This is a genomic window from Shewanella sp. SP2S2-4, from assembly GCF_031932025.1.
GTDB lineage: Bacteria > Pseudomonadota > Gammaproteobacteria > Enterobacterales > Shewanellaceae > Shewanella > Shewanella baltica.
The window spans coordinates 1-16,694 of record NZ_JAUOER010000021.1; the positions used below are offsets into that span (position 1 = coordinate 1).

General features: G+C 48.5%; 13 protein-coding genes. 10 read left to right on the top strand and 3 right to left on the bottom strand.

The genetic code is table 11. The annotated features are described in order from the left end of the window. Positions 1-315: 315 nt before the first annotated feature. From Q4Q54_RS15610 to fadI, 3 genes are all read right to left on the bottom strand, one after another. Complete coding sequence (locus Q4Q54_RS15610; RefSeq protein ID WP_311898172.1) at positions 316-516, bottom strand: hypothetical protein; 201 nt, start codon at positions 514-516, stop codon at positions 316-318. A 431-nt stretch (positions 517-947) separates the two neighbouring features. Then, positions 948-3,065: a fatty acid oxidation complex subunit alpha FadJ gene (gene fadJ, locus Q4Q54_RS15615; protein WP_311988914.1), complete on the bottom strand. Its 2,118-nt coding sequence runs from the start codon at positions 3,063-3,065 to the stop codon at positions 948-950. Positions 3,066-3,070: 5 nt separating this feature from the next. Further along, entirely contained in the window at positions 3,071-4,381 is a 1,311-nt protein-coding gene (gene fadI, locus Q4Q54_RS15620; protein ID WP_006082247.1) for an acetyl-CoA C-acyltransferase FadI, read from the bottom strand. Between the two features lie 262 nt (positions 4,382-4,643). Here fadI and Q4Q54_RS15625 point away from each other — a divergent pair, with 262 nt between their 5' ends. The 10 genes from Q4Q54_RS15625 to Q4Q54_RS15670 all read left to right on the top strand — a co-directional run bounded on the left by Q4Q54_RS15625 (position 4,644) and on the right by Q4Q54_RS15670 (position 16,631). Continuing rightward, on the top strand, positions 4,644-5,600 hold the full coding sequence (locus tag Q4Q54_RS15625) for an AAA family ATPase (protein WP_006082248.1): 957 nt from the start codon (positions 4,644-4,646) through the stop codon (positions 5,598-5,600). 24 nt (positions 5,601-5,624) lie between these two features. Next, a complete protein-coding gene (locus Q4Q54_RS15630; protein WP_311988915.1) occupies positions 5,625-6,578 on the top strand; it encodes a DUF58 domain-containing protein in 954 nt (317 codons plus the stop codon). 2 nt (positions 6,579-6,580) lie between these two features. Next, positions 6,581-7,237: a DUF4381 domain-containing protein gene (locus Q4Q54_RS15635; protein WP_311988916.1), complete on the top strand. Its 657-nt coding sequence runs from the start codon at positions 6,581-6,583 to the stop codon at positions 7,235-7,237. Next, positions 7,231-8,250 carry a VWA domain-containing protein gene (locus Q4Q54_RS15640; RefSeq protein WP_311988917.1) on the top strand — a complete coding sequence of 340 codons (1,020 nt, stop codon included), beginning with the start codon at positions 7,231-7,233 and terminating at the stop codon, positions 8,248-8,250. Before Q4Q54_RS15635 ends, Q4Q54_RS15640 begins: the two co-directional genes overlap by 7 nt. Next, the gene (locus Q4Q54_RS15645; protein ID WP_311988918.1) at positions 8,250-10,352 is read left to right on the top strand and encodes a VWA domain-containing protein; all 2,103 of its coding nucleotides are present in this window, start codon (positions 8,250-8,252) and stop codon (positions 10,350-10,352) included. Before Q4Q54_RS15640 ends, Q4Q54_RS15645 begins: the two co-directional genes overlap by 1 nt. Continuing rightward, complete coding sequence (locus Q4Q54_RS15650; RefSeq protein WP_311988919.1) at positions 10,346-12,040, top strand: BatD family protein; 1,695 nt, start codon at positions 10,346-10,348, stop codon at positions 12,038-12,040. The genes Q4Q54_RS15645 and Q4Q54_RS15650 overlap by 7 nt, the downstream gene beginning before the upstream one ends. Positions 12,041-12,112: 72 nt before the next feature. Beyond that, positions 12,113-12,676, top strand: a complete 564-nt coding sequence (locus Q4Q54_RS15655; protein ID WP_006085483.1) for a sigma-70 family RNA polymerase sigma factor — start codon at positions 12,113-12,115, stop codon at positions 12,674-12,676. Further along, positions 12,669-13,373, top strand: coding sequence for a DUF3379 domain-containing protein (locus Q4Q54_RS15660; RefSeq protein ID WP_006082257.1), 705 nt, complete (start codon positions 12,669-12,671; stop codon positions 13,371-13,373). The genes Q4Q54_RS15655 and Q4Q54_RS15660 overlap by 8 nt, the downstream gene beginning before the upstream one ends. Before the next feature lie 157 nt (positions 13,374-13,530). After that, positions 13,531-14,982: a sodium/proline symporter PutP gene (gene putP / locus Q4Q54_RS15665; RefSeq protein WP_011847196.1), complete on the top strand. Its 1,452-nt coding sequence runs from the start codon at positions 13,531-13,533 to the stop codon at positions 14,980-14,982. A gap of 353 nt (positions 14,983-15,335) precedes the next feature. Beyond that, positions 15,336-16,631 (top strand): OmpP1/FadL family transporter, encoded by a 1,296-nt coding sequence (locus Q4Q54_RS15670; protein ID WP_261272863.1) that lies wholly within the window; start codon positions 15,336-15,338, stop codon positions 16,629-16,631. The last annotated feature ends 63 nt before the right edge of the window (positions 16,632-16,694 follow it).

Genomic DNA, 16,694 nt, shown 5'->3' on the forward strand with positions numbered 1-16,694 from the left:
TGCGTTAAGTTCATTAACTCTGAAGTTGCATAACATTAATCAGGTTAGGGAGAGTGACTATGCTAAATTCAATCAAAAAAGCACTCGGTTTATCCAAGCCAGCGCGTAAAAAAGTTAAGTTACCAGAAGGCTTAAACCACCTTGAAGTGATTTCTGCGAAAGGTTGGTGGAACTAATTTAAGTCCTGTAGCCATGAGTCTGACTCATGCTTTGTTATAGAAAATTAGGCTATAAACAATAAAGGGAGCACTAGCTCCCTTTAGTTTTATATGAATATGAAAAGTGTGAAAAGATAGGACATTACATATTGATAGATTAGCTATTTAATATCCCTTCCCCACTACAACGGATTTTCCTCAAAGCTAAATGGCGGTGTGTCGTAAAGAGCGGATAAGCCAGAGGCCCGAGCACAAAACCCAGTAATACCCAATGCATAACACAAAGGCCTGCGGTAAATGCAGCTAAGCCGAAGTACCAAGCCGAGATTAATGCGATAAAGATAACCAGCAAAGCCACAAACCACCTCTTTAAAAAATAACAAAAATCATAAATATAGGGAAATTAATCCCCATCAAAATGCGGATGCTCCTCGCGTAGTCTTACTGACTGATGCACATGTTAAATACGCCGTTTTAACAGCAGGATAAATGTACTCCGCACAGTGCAGAAACGAGCAGCACTCATTCATCGCTACGCTCTCAGTACTGAGCACTGAGCACTGAGCAATGAGCACTGAGCACTGAGCACTGAGCACTGAGCACTGAGCACTGAGCACTGCACTCTCGAGCAAGGGCTCGGATTATACAAGATCCACATCTAAGTTATGAACATTTTTTAGGCAAAAACATGCCTTATGGCAATAAAAAAAACGGCAATAATCTGCCGTTTTTTTGTTCAACCCTGATTGACTAAGACCTAGATTAACTGTGACTTAGATTCACTGAAACTTAGAAAAAGTGCGCGTTTTCTTGAGCCATGGTTTTTAAGCGCTCACAAGGTTCGAATCTGTTACCGAATTGACTTTGATAACTTTCAAGGATCTTCACTAAGTTCGCGGCGCCCAAAGTGTCAATATAGTGGAATGGTCCACCGAGGAATGGTGGGAAGCCAATACCGAAAATGGCGCCAATATCACCATCTCTTGGTGATGCGATAATACCATCTTCTAAACAACGCACCGCTTCGTTGAGCATTTGTACGACACAACGCTCGGCAACCGCTTTTGCGTCTTTATTGGTGCCAGGCTTAATGCCTAACACGCCATAAACACTCTCATCGACAGCTTTAGCTTTCTTGCTCGATGCGCCGTATTGATAGAAGCCTTTACCATTTTTACGGCCTTTACGATCGTCACCCAAAAGCTTGTCAAAAGCCGCTGGCGCTTTAAAACGTTCACCCAATTCTTTTTCGAGGATTGGTGAAATCTTAGCGCCCACGTCGATACCCACTTCGTCGAGTAAAGTAATGGGGCCCACAGGGAAACCAAACTTCACTAAGGCTTTATCCAGATGTTCAACACTTTGGCCTTCAAGTAATAATTGCGCGGCCTCATTCATGTAGAGCGCAAGAATACGGTTCACGTAGAAACCCGCGCCGTCTTGTACCACTATCGGTGTTTTACCTTGCTTACGGGCAAATGCGACCGTGGTCGCAATGGTTTCTGGTGACGTTTTAGCATGGGCAATCACTTCCACCAGCGGCATTTTTTCTACTGGCGAGAAATAATGCAGACCTATCACGTTCTCTGGACGCGTTGCCGCTTCAGCGATTTGGCTAATAGGCAAAGATGAGGTGTTTGACGCAAAAATGGTGTGCTCACCACACTCACGCTCGATGTCTTTCACCATTTGATGCTTAAGCGCTAGGTCTTCAAATACCGCTTCCACAACGATATCGGCATCTTTAACGCCTTTATATTCAGTCGTTGTGGTCATCAGTGCCATTAAATTGTCACGGGCAGCAGGCGTCATATGGCGGCGCTTAACCCCTTTATCCAACAACTTGTAGGCGTAGGCCAATGCATTGCTTAAACCTTTTTCGCTGATGTCTTTGACGCGAACGGGGATTTTGGCCTTGGTTGTTGTGACAGATGCGATACCGCCCCCCATTAAACCGCCACCTAAGATCACCGCTTTTTTCACTTTACGCGGGCTAGCACCTTCAGCGCCTGTTTCTTTCTTCATTTCTGTGGTCGCGAAGAAAATACTGCGCAGCGCTTCAGATTCTTTCGATACCACTAATTCGGCAAAATGACCGGCTTCGACTTCTAGCCCTTTTTGCATGCCCTTAGCAATCCCTTGACGCACGCAGTCAATGATCTTGGCAGGCGCAGGATAATTACCTTGGGTTTTCTTTTCGACCTGTTTAGTCGCTTGATCGAAAATAATATTACGGCCAAAGCTCGTGCCTTCAAGCACTTGATTAACGAGTGACTTTTTAACAGGCTTAGGAACTCGTTTACCCGCAAGCGCCATCTCAACTGCGGTTTGTAACAGAATCGTCTGCGGCACAACATCATTCACTAAGCCCATTTTCAAGGCTTGTTTAGGGCGGATTTGTTTACCGGTCAACATCATATCTAAGGCCGTCGTAATGCCGACTAAACGTGGCAAACGTTGAGTCCCGCCGCCGCCTGGCAATAAGCCAAGTTGGACTTCCGGAACGCCGAGCATAGTCTTGCCATCATCGCTACATACCCTTTGATGACAGGCTAAGGCTAACTCTAAACCACCGCCTAAACAGGCGCCATGGATTGCCGCAACCACAGGAATAGTTAAGGCTTCTAGCTCATTGAAAACTACATGACCTTGTTGGGATAAGGCTTTGGCATCGCTCGCCGTTTTACAGGCATCGAGCATAGAAATATCTGCGCCCGCGACAAAAGAGTCTTTTTTGCCTGAGATCAGCACTAAACCGCGAATGCTCGAATCACTTTTGATCTCGGCCAGAATCTCACTGATTTCAGGGCCAAACTGCGCTTTTAGGGTGTTCATGGTTTCGCCAGGAACATCCATAGTCAAAATAGCAATGCCGTCGCGGCGGGTTAAATTAAAGGTCTTTTCCATGCCGATTACTCCACTTCCACTATCATTGCCACGCCCAAACCACCAGCCGCACAGGCCGTTGTTAGGCCAGTTCCACCACCACGGCGCTTAAGCTCACGACACACTTGCGTGATCAAACGGGTTCCCGTTGCAGCAAAAGGATGGCCGTAGGCAAGCGAGCCGCCGAGCACGTTAAACTTGCTCATGTCGATTTCACCAATCGCGCGGTTACGACCGAGTTTTTCTTCGGCAAATTTTTTCGAAGCAAACATCTGCATGTTCGCTAATGTCTGCGCCGCAAAGGCTTCATGCATTTCAATCAGGGTAAGATCTTCTAGTTCCATTCCAGCACGTTTCAGCGCCAGTGGCGTCGCGTAAGAGGGTCCCATCAGCATGTCTTGCCACACATCTATGGCGCTAAAGGCATAGCTCTTAATGTAACCAATTGGTTGATAACCTAAGGCTTTAGCTCGACCTTCGCTCATCAGGATAATCGCTGAGGCACCGTCAGTCAGTGGCGTACTGTTGGCCGCCGTCACAGTACCATGCTGTTTATCGAATGCAGGACGCAGCTTAGCGTATGACTCCAGTACCGAGTTTTCGCGGATATTGTTATCGCGATCGATAAACTGTTTATACGGTGGCACATGGGCAACCATCACTTCGTCACGAAGATGGCCCGAAGCCCAAGTTTCACTCGCTAAGGTGTGCGAGCGGTGCGCTAAAGCATCTTGATCGGCGCGGCTAATATTGTAGGTTTTTGCCATTTGCTCAGCGGTTTGTCCCATAGACAAGCCCGTTGAGTACTCGGCAACCGCAGGCGGTACAGGTAATAAATCTTTAATGCCTAAACGACGGAAAATTTGTAGTTTTTGCCCAAAGCTACGGGCTTTATTCAGATCGACTAACGCATGGGCTAATTTTTTCGACACGCCGATAGGCAAGACAGATGAAGAGTCGGCGCCGCCCGCAATACCGATTTCGATATTGCCCGTCATGATAGATTCGGCCACGTTTACGGCAGATTGAAAGCTAGTCGCACAGGCGCGAGTGACACTATAGGCATCGGTCGACACATTCATGCCAGTACCGAGTACGATTTCACGGGCGATGTTAGGTGCAGCGGGCATTTGCACCACTTGTCCATAGACCAGCTGCTCAATCAGCTTAGGGTCCAGTTCAGAGCGCGCCAATAACTCATTGACCACCATTTTGCCCATATCGAGCGCCGATACACCGTGGAATGCCGTGGCTTGCTTTGCAAATGGCGTTCTTAAACCCGCTACAATTGCGATACGCTCGCCCTTGGCGTTCGTAACCTGTTGTCTATCACTCATTTGTCACCCTCTTTATGTGCGCAATCGCTGAGAGATTTCAGGCGGCGCTAGCTATTTCCGTGTTTGACCCATTGTTTTACGGCGAAAAACGCCCAATAACAGGTCTGACCATTAAAGTGTGATTTGATTCTAACTTCTTGTCAGCAAGTTTTAAACACCTGTTTGTTTTTTTAACACTAGCCAAACCCTAAGGGAATTCTTTACCATAGCTGTTGTCTATAGCCCACACACGCATTTTCAACATAATAAAACGAGTAGCATCATGCCTTTGAGTCGCTTCCATGCATTACGCACTTACCTAAATAAGGTTGTTTTAGGGCAGCCAGTATTGACCGAAAATCTGCTCATTGCCTTAATTGCCAATGGCCACTTATTAGTTGAAGGTCCACCGGGACTGGCCAAGACCCGTGCGGTGAAAGCCTTATGTGACGGGGTTGAGGGCGATTTCCACCGCATTCAATTTACCCCAGATCTGCTGCCTGCCGACTTAACCGGCACAGATATTTATCGCTCGCAAACCGGCACCTTCGAGTTTGAAGCCGGACCGATTTTCCACAATTTGATCTTGGCGGACGAAATTAACCGCGCCCCCGCCAAGGTACAATCGGCCTTATTAGAAGCCATGGCCGAAGGTCAAGTCACAGTTGGTAAGCACAGTTATAAGCTGCCACCGCTGTTTTTAGTGATGGCAACCCAAAATCCATTAGAAAACGAAGGCACTTATCCCCTGCCCGAAGCACAGCTGGACCGTTTTTTAATGCACTTGAATCTTGATTACCCGAGCGGCGAGACTGAAATCGAAATTCTGCGCCAATCCCGTAAAGAAGCACTCACCCACGAATTGCCGACGACTGAGCCGATTGCTCAGGCCGATGTGTTTGCCGCCCGTGACGAAGCCATGGAAATCTATCTCGCCGAGCCACTCGAAAAATACATAGTCGAAATTGTGATGGCGACCCGCGAACCTTTACGTTACAGCGAAGACTTAGCGAAATGGCTTGAGTACGGTGTCAGCCCACGCGCCACTATTTCGTTAGAACGCTGCGCCCGCGCCCGCGCTTGGCTGCACGAGCGAGACTTTGTTTCACCGGAAGACATTCAAGCCGTTGCACCGAATGTGTTAAGACACAGATTATTACTCAGCTATCAGGCACAAGCCGAAGGCGTCAGCCGCGATCAGGTGATCAATCACATCTTGAGTCAAGTAGCAGTACCTTAACGGTGAAGATAAAGGTGAAATAAGATGAGTGACACTGCGCGACTCTCAGCCTCGGCCGATGGCTTGCCGCTGTTTGCCGATGGCTTGCATTTAACCGAGCAAGAGCTGCTGGCGTGCCAAAATATCGCCCGCGCTATGCCGGAGCGTTACAGCCGTGCCCGCGCTAACTTAGCGGGCCATCGCAGCAGCTTAATCAAAGGCCGCGGGATGGAGTTTGCCGAGGTGCGCCACTATCAACAGGGCGACGATGTGCGCACCATTGATTGGCGCGTCACCGCTCGCACGGGCAAAACCCACACTAAGTTATTTGTCGAAGAACGTGAGCGCCCTATTCTGTTGTTAATCGACTTAAGCCAAAGTCTCTATTTTGGCTCCAGTTTATTACTGCAATCGGTGCAAGCAGGACACCTAGCGACCACCTTAGGTTGGAATGCCATTAACCATGGCGATAGACTCGGCGCCTTGATCGCGTGCGAGTCTGAGCATCTAGAGCTTAAACCCCGCAGCCGTCGTCAGGGCATATTGCAATTGATCTCAGGCCTGCGCCGTGTGCATAAGAATCAACTCAATCATGTTGGCAGCGGCCAGCGCGATCCTGATCATATCCTGCGCGCTTGTCAGCGATTACAACGCATCGCCAAACCCGGCTCCTTGGTGTGGATAGTGACAGATGGCAGCCATTTTAGCCCCCAATGTATCGCACCGTTAACCGAGCTTAAACGTCATTGCGATGTGGGCGCCTACCTGATTACCGATCCCCTGCGCCAAGGGACACTGCCGTTACCGCACAACTTTAGTTTGCCGGTACGTGATGGGGATGAGGACTTAGTCCTCACCCGCCACAGTTATCAGGCATGGCTCGACATTCAGCTGCGTCAGCAAAGGGACTTTATCGCCATGATGCAGCAACTGCGCGTGCGCGCTCAGCTCATCGATGCGGGTGCTCCCCTAGCCCATCAATTGGAATTATTGCGTTAACTATGGATCCAGCAACAGTGAATTCAGAAATAGTGACACCAGTGATAGCAAATCCACAGGCTGCAGTCTCTATGGCTACAGCGCCAAACCCAGCGCTGGCGGATCTGCAGGATATCATTCATCCCGATCCAATCGGCGCTTGGCCTTGGGCAATCGGTTATTGGCTAGTCCTCGGGCTAGTGATTGCTCTCATCACACTCTTAGTTATCTGGCTAAGAAAACGCGCCCGTGACTTCGCGCCGAAAAAAGCCGCGAAACAGTTACTCAGTCAGCTTGATAGACAAGCGCCGTCCTATGTCTGTGACGTTAATAGCCTATTAAAGCGAACCGCCATGAGTTACCTCAGCAGAGAAGCAATAGCCTCCTTAGATGGTGAAGCTTGGGCGACGTGGCTAGACAGCTATTTACCCGCGCCTAAACGCCAACGTATCGGCCACTTGTTGGCCAAACGTCACCAGCCAACGCCGTTGACCTTAGCTGAAGCCAATGAATTACATGAACTCGCACAAGCTTGGTTGGCATCGAAAGTAAAACTGAGTGCGCCTGAGCAGACTCTTGTTCAAGCTAAGGGCTACGTTCAAGCTAGTGGCGACGCTCAAGCTAAAAGCCAAGCGTCAATCGAGCCAGCTGACACCAAACAACCGGAGGCACAATGTTAACAATTGCATGGCCTTGGCTATTGATATTACTGCCTTTACCTTTGATTTTTTGGCGCCAACAAACCGTACAAGTGGATGGTGGCCGGCTGCAACTCCCCGGAATAAGCCAAACAGGTAAACAAAGCTTAGCGGCCAACACGCGCCAGAGTCGCAAACGCTACTGGCTGATGTGGTGCCTGCTACTGCTCGCTATTGCTCGTCCGCAATGGCTTGGCGAACCGATCGAACTGCCAAGCCAAGGCCGCGATCTGATGATGGCGGTGGATTTATCCGGCAGTATGCAGATTGAAGACATGGTGGTAAATGGCAAAACCGTCGACCGTTTCACCTTAATCCAACACGTCGTCAGTGACTTTATCGAGCGCCGCAAAGGCGACCGTATCGGTTTAATTCTCTTTGCCGATCACGCCTATTTGCAGGCGCCGCTCACCCAAGATAGACGTTCAGTAGCGCAATTTTTAAAAGAAGCACAAATCGGCTTAGTCGGTAAACAAACCGCCATAGGTGAAGCCATAGGGCTGGCGGTAAAACGTTTCGATAAAATGGACGAGAGTAACAGAGTGTTGATTTTATTGACCGACGGCTCTAACAACGCGGGCAATATTGAGCCAGAGCAGGCGGCACAAATTGCCGCTAATCGTAAAGTTACCATTTACACTGTCGGTGTCGGTGCCGATGTGATGGAGCGCCGCACACTCTTTGGCCGCGAGCGGGTTAATCCCTCGATGGATCTGGATGAAAACCAGCTTAAGCATATCGCCGACGTCACCCACGGCCGTTATTTCCGCGCCCGCAACAGCCAAGAGCTCGACCAGATTTACCAAGAAATCGATAAACTCGAACCTGTAAGTCGCGATCAGTTAAGCTATCGTCCGCAGGCAGATTTGTTCTATTGGCCGCTGGCACTGGCGTTACTGACGAGCCTGTGGATTGCCTTAGGTCAATTACCATTCTTTGCAGCGCGCCGCGTTAAACCCTCTGTCGCAACCACTTCACAGGGGAACATTAGATAATGAGCCTACATTTTATTCGCCCAGAATGGCTACTCGCCCTGCTGCCACTGGCTTTAGTGTTGTTGGGTTTATGGCGACAACACGAAAACCACAGTGCGTGGAATCGTTATATTGCGCCGCACTTAGCCAAAATATTGGTCACCCAAGGCAGCAAGAAATCCCGCCGTCCTTTGCATTTATTAGCTTTCACTTGGCTGATTGCGACTTTTGCGCTCGCCGGACCTGCCGTTAATAAACAGTCCTTACCTGTGTTTGCCGCCGAGCAAGGCCGCGTACTTGTGATGGACATGTCTGTGTCTATGTTCGCTACCGATCTGGCGCCGAACCGTTTAACCCAAGCTAAATTTAGGGCTACGGATCTGCTGCGTAATCTTAAAGAAGGTGAAACAGGTTTAGTCGCCTTTGCCGGCGATGCCTTTACTATCAGCCCGTTAACGCGCGATACCGGCACGCTACTCAATTTATTGCCGACCTTAAGCCCTGAAATCATGCCCGTTCGTGGCTCAAACTTAGCGGCAGGTTTAACCCAAGCTAAAACGCTACTGGCTCAGGGTGGGCATATTCGCGGTGATATTATCCTGATGACAGATGGCATAACCGCAGCCCAATTTGATGACGCTAACTCGGCATTAAGTGGCACGCAATATCGTCTTGCGGTCGTCGCTTTTGGTACCAGCCAAGGCGCGCCAATTCGTCTACCCGATGGACAATTGCAGCGCGACAGCAGCAACGAAGTCGTTGTGGCCAGCACTGACTTTGGCCTGCTGCAAAAACTGGCAGCGGATAATAAAGGCGTGTTAATCCAAAATCGCACCGACGGCAATGATCTGGTCCAATTACAACATTGGTTAAGTGATACGGGCGATGCCAAAGCCACAGATCTTGACGGTGAAACCTGGCAGGATCTTGGCCCTTATCTCGCCCTGCTATTACTGCTGCCCGCCCTTTTCAGCTTTAGGCAAGGAATCGTGGCAAGCGTTGGATTTGCCACTCTCATTGGCGGCTTACTGCTCGCGGCCGCGCCTCAGCCTGCCCATGCCAGTGTGTGGGACAATGCCTGGGACAATGTGTGGAAAACGACAGATCAGCAAGCGATGCAGGCCTATCAATCCCAAGATTATGCCAACGCCGCTAAGCAGTTTGAGTCACCCCAATGGCGTGGCAGCGCCCAATATAAGGCCGGTGATTATGAGCAAGCGCTGAAAACCTTCGAGCAAGATAGCTCAGCCCAAGGCCTCTACAATCAAGGCAATGCGCTAATGCAACTCGGTAAACCCGATAAGGCAAAGGAGCGCTATCAAGCTGCACTTGAAAAACAAGCCGATTTTCCTGCGGCAAAGGCCAACCTTGAACTGGCTGAAAAGCAATTGAAAGAGCAGCAAGGTAAAAACGATCAACAGGATAAAAACCAAGATCAACAAGGCGATCAGCAGTCCGGAGATTCCAATTCAGGTGACCAACAGTCTGGCGACCAACAATCCGGTAATCAACAGTCGCAGGATAAACAGCAATCTGACCAAGATAGCGCTCAAAAAGATAAGCAAGATCAAGCGGGACAAGAGTCTCAGGATCAACAGGACAATGCCAATCCTGAGCAAAGCTCTGATCAAAGCCCTGAGCAGCAAAAAGCGGATGAGCAACAGTCTGAGCAAGATAAGCAAAATGGCAAGGCTCAGGACAAGCAGGATGAAGCTCAGCAAGATCAAGATAAAGCGCAACAGGATCAACAAGCCAAGCAGCAAAATGCCGAGCAGGATGCAAAGGAAAATGAGCCTGTAGACGATTCACCAGCGGATAATGAAGCTAAGATGCAAGCGCAGGCTAACGCCGATGCCGAGGCGCAAAAATCAGCGGAGCAAGCAAAGCAAAGCGTTGGCGCCAAAGAAGCTCCAGAGAAAAATGCGCAAGATAAACAAGAGGCTGCTATGAGTGAATCTGTCGAAGCGCCGCCAACCAATAGCGAACCGCTTCCCGCAGAAATGCAGCGAGCGCTGAGGGGCGTGAGTGAAGACCCCCAAGTGTTACTTCGCAATAAAATGCAGTTGGAATATCAAAAACGCCGTCAAAATGGCCAAATATCAAAGGATAACGAACAGTGGTGATCAGACAATTTTTTATCCTGCTACTCCTTGCCATCGGAGTAGCCCATCCCGCCTTTGCACTCAGCAAAATTGAGGCATCGGTCGATCGTAATCCTGTGATGGAGGGCGAATACTTTGTGCTCAACATCAGCGTCGATGATGAAATCGATACCGGCAAGCTAGACACATCCGCCCTACTGAAAGACTTTATTGTTGGCCGCACCAGCGTGAGTCGCAGCACACAGATCATGAACTTCGATGCGGTCAAAGAGACTCGCTGGCAAGTGTTGCTCGCGCCAAAACAAAAAGGCCAGTTGACCATTCCAGCCTTTACTATTGATGGCATCAGCTCGGCGCAGATCCCACTCAAAGTGGTCGAAACGGGCAGCCAGCCAGCGCAAATGAACAACCTATTCATCGATGCCAAAGTGTCGACTGACGAAGCCTATGTCGGGCAGCTCATTACCTACAAGGTGAAACTCTATCTAGCAGTGGAATTACAAAGGGGCGTATTGAGCGCACCTGTCATCGAAGGCGCGCAGATCAAACAAATCGGCGAAGATAAGGATGGCTCAGAGATAGTCGATGGCCGTCGTTACCGCGTGATTGAACGCACCTATGGCATCATTCCGGACTTACCCGGCCAAGTGAACATCAAAGGCGCGACCTTTGCGGGCGATGTGCTAGTTGAATCCCAACGCCGCGGCGGCATGTTTGGCTTTAATGAAAGCCGCCCAATGCAAGCGGGCGCGCCCTCACTCACAGTGCAAGTGAATCCTGCACCGACAAGTTTCCAAGGCCAATGGCTGGTTGCCGATTTAGTGGTGCTAAAAGAGAACTTCCCTGAGGATATTAAAGAGTTTACCGTCGGTAGCCCTATTACTCGCACTATGACTTTATTGGCTTCTAATGCCGATGAAAATAGCCTGCCAGATATAGTGCAAACCCTGCCTAATGAACTGAAGTCATACCCAGAGAAACCTCAGCGACAAACCTTTGTACGCGATGCACAAATTGTCTCCCAGTACAGTATTACGTCGGCAATCGTTCCCAGTAAAGCGGGAACATTTACCCTGCCCGAAGTCAAAGTGCCTTGGTGGAATCCGCACCTTAAACGTCAAGAAACCGCGACGCTCCCCGCACGCACCATAGTGGTAACAGGCGGTGCGGTCACAGATGCGCCCGCCCAAGCCTCTTGGCAAGCCAATTCAGTGGCCGACAACAATGACCCCTGGATGGTTAAGGTGTTTGCTGCACTATGGCTGATCACTCTCGTCGCTTGGATCATCACTTTAATCGCTTGGCGCCGCGCCTTAAAAAACCAATCGGCCGCCCCGACTGCCCTTAACGCTTCAATGAGTTCAGCACAATCAGTAAATGTTGCGGGCTTACAGGGATTGGAGCAAGCCTGCGCCAGTGGCGATGTGAGCCGCATTATGTTGCAGTTACAGCGCTACTTCAGCGAGTTACAGCAAGCGCCTATGACACTCGATAAGATTGCCGAGCAGTCACCGCAACTCGCACAGGCGATACAGCAACTGCAAATTGCCGCCTATAGTGCGAAGGCCGATGCCAACAGCCATACTAACAGTGCGAATACTAACAAGCTGACCGTAGAGTGCGCCGCGTTGCTTAACGCGGTTAAGGCCTGTGAGCATAAACATTCAAACCCAAAATCGGCGCCATTAAGCCCACTGAATCCTAAGTAAATTAAGGATTTAATGAGAGAGAAGCGAGCTCAACTATGCTAAACATTCAGCCAACAAGCCGAAAAAATAAAAATGTTTGCTAACTGGCGTAAGAAATCCGTCGAGCCCGCGGTCTCTTCTGACATGCTAAGTAAACAACGACGATACAACAGCCTAGTCAAGGCGCTACATGCAGACATCTTCCGTTACGCCTACTGGTTATGCGGCGATAAACACGTGGCTGAAGACATTACCCAAGAAACCTTCTTGCGGGCGTGGCGCTCTTTGGATTCCCTCAAGGATGATAAAGCGGCGAAGGCATGGCTGATCACGATTCTTAGGCGTGAGAATGCGCGGCGTTTCGAGCGTAAACAGTTCGATTATTCCGACGTTGAGCAAGATACCTTAGAAGACAATATCTCCAATAGCAGTGAAGAGCAGACCGAGCAATACCTGATCCGTCGGCAAATAGGCAAGCTGGATATCGAATACCGCGAGCCACTCTTACTGCAACTGATTGGTGGCTTTAGCGGCGATGAAATTGCCGAGCTGATGGAGCTCAATCGCAACACCGTAATGACGCGTTTATTTCGGGCGAGGAGCCAATTGAAAGAACTACTTGAGAAGAATGATGTGAGAGGTCAATCCAATGGATGAGCTTAAATTTAGACGTCAAGCTTATGAAGATCCTCATAATCAAGATGCTGATTTTCTGGCGCAAATTAATGCTAAGCCAGAAAACCAATCCTTAATCAATGAGCTCAAAAACCTTGATGCCAAACTGACAAATGCATTGAAAGTAGAAGTGGCGGACGATCTCGCCGATAAACTTATTTTGCGTCAGCAGTTGCAACAACACCATAAACACCGCCGTCAGACGGGCTTTTTAGTGGCGATGGCGGCCTCGGTGGCATTTGTGGTGGGGATCAGTTTTAGTCTATTACGTTTAGGGCCAATCGATTTAGCCGAACATGCACTGGCCCATGTCTACCATGAAGGTGTTGCCTTACAGGTGGATCAAAACGTCAACTTTAATCAGGTCAATGCGCAGCTCGCGTCGATGAAAGACTTTGGCAATGCCAAGTTCACCCAACAACCGGGCAAAGTGTATTACACCTCCTATTGCGATTTTCAAGGGGTGAAAAGCCTGCACTTAGTGCTACAGGGCGAGCAAAGCAAGGTCACACTCTTTATCGTGCCACTCGAGAAACGTATGGTGTTAGACAAAACCTTCGCCGATGGCAAATACCAAGGAATGGGCTTTGAAACACCCGATGCGTTTATTTTGCTTATAGGTGAAGATAAAGCAGACCTTAGCTATGTAAAAGACGAAATCAAGAACACCTTTATCTAACCCCATCTTATCTCGGCTATTTTTAAATTAACCTCCGATATTTCAATGCTATCGGAGGTTAGATTTTAATCACACTTCTATCTGCTAATGGGCGATTGTTCAAACATCTGGTAGCATGCTTGCCACTTTTAATAATAACAAGATGGGAAAAGGTAAGATGACGATTGAAACCCCGATTTTAATCACATTTGTTGGTTACTTAGTATTGATGATGGGCATAGGTTTTTGGGCTTACCGTGCTACCGATACTGTTGATGATTATATTTTAGGTGGCCGTAAAATGGGCCCCGCGGTAACCGCACTCAGTGTGGGTGCATCCGATATGTCAGGTTGGCTGTTACTGGGTTTACCCGGCGCGGTTTACTTAGGCGGCTTAGGTGAAGCTTGGATTGGCATAGGGTTAATTTTTGGCGCTTGGCTGAACTGGCTATTTGTCGCCAGACGACTGCGTATTTACACTCAACTCGCCGATAACGCCCTCACCTTACCGGATTTCTTCGAGAAACGTTTCCACGATACCCAGGGCTATCTCAAGCTCGTCTCCGCAATCACTATTTTAGTGTTTTTCACTTTCTATGCTTCCTCAGGCATGGTCGGTGGCGCGATTCTGTTTGAAAAAGTCTTTGGTCTCGATTACACAGTGGCGCTGGTGATTGGCTCAGCCATCATAGTCGGTTATACCTTTATTGGTGGCTTCTTTGCAGTGTGTTGGACAGACTTCTTTCAAGGCTGTTTGATGCTTGTCGCCCTCTTAATCGTCCCCTTTGCCGTTTTCTCTCACCCTGAAAGCCACGCCGGAATTGAAACTATCGATCCTGCGATGTTGGCCTTGGTCAGCGACAAAACCACAGTGATAGGCATGTTGTCTTTACTCGCATGGGGTCTTGGCTATTTTGGTCAGCCGCATATTTTGTCGCGCTTTATGGCGATAGGCAGTGCCGATGCCCTGCCCTTATCGCGCCGTATTGCCATGAGCTGGATGGTCTTATCTTTAATTGGCGCATTAGCCACAGGTATTGCCGGTTCTCTGTATTTCGCCAATGCGCCACTGGCGAATTCAGAAACGGTATTTATTCATTTAGCCCAAGCCGCGTTTAACCCTTGGATTGGTGGTCTACTTATTGCGGCCATTTTGTCGGCCATCATGAGCACTATCGATTCACAGTTGCTGGTGTGCTCAAGTGTTATCACTGAAGATTTTTACCGTAAATGGTTACGCCCTCAAGCGGATGATCGCGAGTTGATGATGGTCGGTCGCATGGGCGTGCTGGCGATTGCCGTGATCGCAGGCATCATTGCCCTCAATCCTGAAAGCAGTGTATTAAGCCTTGTGAGTTATGCTTGGGCAGGCTTTGGTGCGGCCTTTGGTCCTGTCGTCTTATTATCGCTATTTTGGAAGCAATACAGCCGTAATGGCGCCATTGCTACTATTATTGTCGGCGCATTAACGGTCGTAATTTGGAAGCAACTGACGGGGGGGATTTTCGAACTATACGAAATCCTGCCAGGATTTGTATTCGCCACATTCGCCGGTATTTTGGTGAGCAAATTGTCTGCACCAAGTGAAAATGTAACAACAGAGTTCGAACAATTTAAGTCTGCACTTTAGTTTCGACACGCTTATATAACTTAAAAAGCGCACACTTGTGCGCTTTTTACATTTTGTATCCTTTTAAATACTCAACACACAATTACAAACCATTAACGTCAATTGAAACCTACCGTTAAACCCAAAGCCCTTCATATCAAGCATCTGGCCAGACCATTCAAGCATGCTAAAGTTCAACCTCTGTTTTAAAGGTTTTTAATTAACTGAAAATTAACAATTTTCACATCTGGTCGGACTTGTTGAGGTTAGGTTCAGTCCATAAGATGCCGAAGACTAATAAATGGATTTAAAGACTTTCGGCTGACTAGGACCGAATAAAAATCCAATACTTATAAAAAATAGAGAGAATTATAATGAAAACATTCAACAAGACACTCATTGCCGTTTCTGTCGCATTAGCAAGTACTCAAACCTTAGCTTCAGGTTTCCAACTCAACAGCCAATCAGCCACAGGTATGGGCCGTGCATTTGCGGGTGATGCGATTATTGCCGATAACGCTTCTGTGTTATCACGTAACCCTGCTGCAATGGCATTATTCGATAAAGATGCAGTGTCTTTTGGCTTAACTTATGCCGATATTACTGTTGATGTTAAAGACGTTAACTTTGCCGGTGGTGCCGTTGACTTAGGCAGCATCGATGACGCGGGTAGCTCTAAAATTATCCCTAATATTTTCTACATCCACCCAATCGACGATAAGTTCGCCGTGGGCTTTGCTGCGTTTTCTAACTTTGGTACCGGTACCGATGCCAGCTCACTTTCAAAGAGTTTACCTGCGAACTCACCAGCACCCTATGATCTGCTTGGCGAAACTGAAGTCACAACGGTTAACTTTAACGCCAGCCTTTCATACCGTATTAATGACATGTTCAGTATCGGTGCGGGTCTGGACGCAGTCTATGGCGAAGGCCGCTTAACCCGTAATATGGGCACTACGCCATTGGTTGACGTCGACGCTGACGGCTGGGCCTTCGGTGGTATAGTAGGTGCCACCATTGAGCTAGATAAAGATAACCGTTTCGGCATCAGCTACCGTTTCAGCCCGACAGTGAATGTTGAAGGTGATATCAATACCGTCTCGATGACAACCATTCCTGGTGTAGGTACTGTTCCGGTTGCGACCAATTTTGATAGCTTAGATGTTCCACTAGCGGATATCTTCCAAGTTGCCGGTTTCCATCAAATCACCCCTAAGTTTGCTTTGCACTATACTGCGCAGCACACACAGTGGGGCAACTTTGATCAAATCACGGCTAAAGATGGTACAGCCACGATTGCAGCTGTTGGAGTGACACAAGCCGTAGGTGATGTTGCACTGAAAGAATACCAATGGAAAGATTCATGGTTATTCAGCTTAGGTGGTACTTACACAATCAACGAGCAATTCACTGTGCGTGCTGGTTATATGCATGACCAAGGCGTTGTGGACGAAATCAGCTCAATTTCATTCCCAGACTCTGACCGTAACTGGTACACAGCGGGTATGAGTTACCACATCAACCCACAAAACACCGTTGACTTTGGTATCGCTTATATTAAAGGTGAAAAAGTTCACCTGATCGAAAACAGTGCTATCACAGGTCCTGTTAATGCAATTACTGAATCAAGTGGTATGTACTACTCAGTTCAATACAGCTACCAGTTCTAAGCTAAACGCTTAACCCAAAAGCCGCATTTTTTGCGGCTTTTTTGTATCTTAAGCATTTATTGC

Bases quoted from the DNA above. Each gene is read 5' to 3' on its own strand.
- fadI (WP_006082247.1), bottom strand. From the start codon at position 4,381: ATGAGTGATAGACAACAGGTTACGAACGCCAAGGGCGAGCGTATCGCA.
- fadJ (WP_311988914.1), bottom strand. From the start codon at position 3,065: ATGGAAAAGACCTTTAATTTAACCCGCCGCGACGGCATTGCTATTTTG.
- Q4Q54_RS15630 (WP_311988915.1), top strand. From the start codon at position 5,625: ATGAGTGACACTGCGCGACTCTCAGCCTCGGCCGATGGCTTGCCGCTG.
- Q4Q54_RS15640 (WP_311988917.1), top strand. From the start codon at position 7,231: ATGTTAACAATTGCATGGCCTTGGCTATTGATATTACTGCCTTTACCT.
- Q4Q54_RS15645 (WP_311988918.1), top strand. From the start codon at position 8,250: ATGAGCCTACATTTTATTCGCCCAGAATGGCTACTCGCCCTGCTGCCA.
- Q4Q54_RS15625 (WP_006082248.1), top strand. From the start codon at position 4,644: ATGCCTTTGAGTCGCTTCCATGCATTACGCACTTACCTAAATAAGGTT.
- Q4Q54_RS15670 (WP_261272863.1), top strand. From the start codon at position 15,336: ATGAAAACATTCAACAAGACACTCATTGCCGTTTCTGTCGCATTAGCA.
- Q4Q54_RS15635 (WP_311988916.1), top strand. From the start codon at position 6,581: ATGGATCCAGCAACAGTGAATTCAGAAATAGTGACACCAGTGATAGCA.
- putP (WP_011847196.1), top strand. From the start codon at position 13,531: ATGACGATTGAAACCCCGATTTTAATCACATTTGTTGGTTACTTAGTA.
- Q4Q54_RS15660 (WP_006082257.1), top strand. From the start codon at position 12,669: ATGGATGAGCTTAAATTTAGACGTCAAGCTTATGAAGATCCTCATAAT.
- Q4Q54_RS15655 (WP_006085483.1), top strand. From the start codon at position 12,113: ATGTTTGCTAACTGGCGTAAGAAATCCGTCGAGCCCGCGGTCTCTTCT.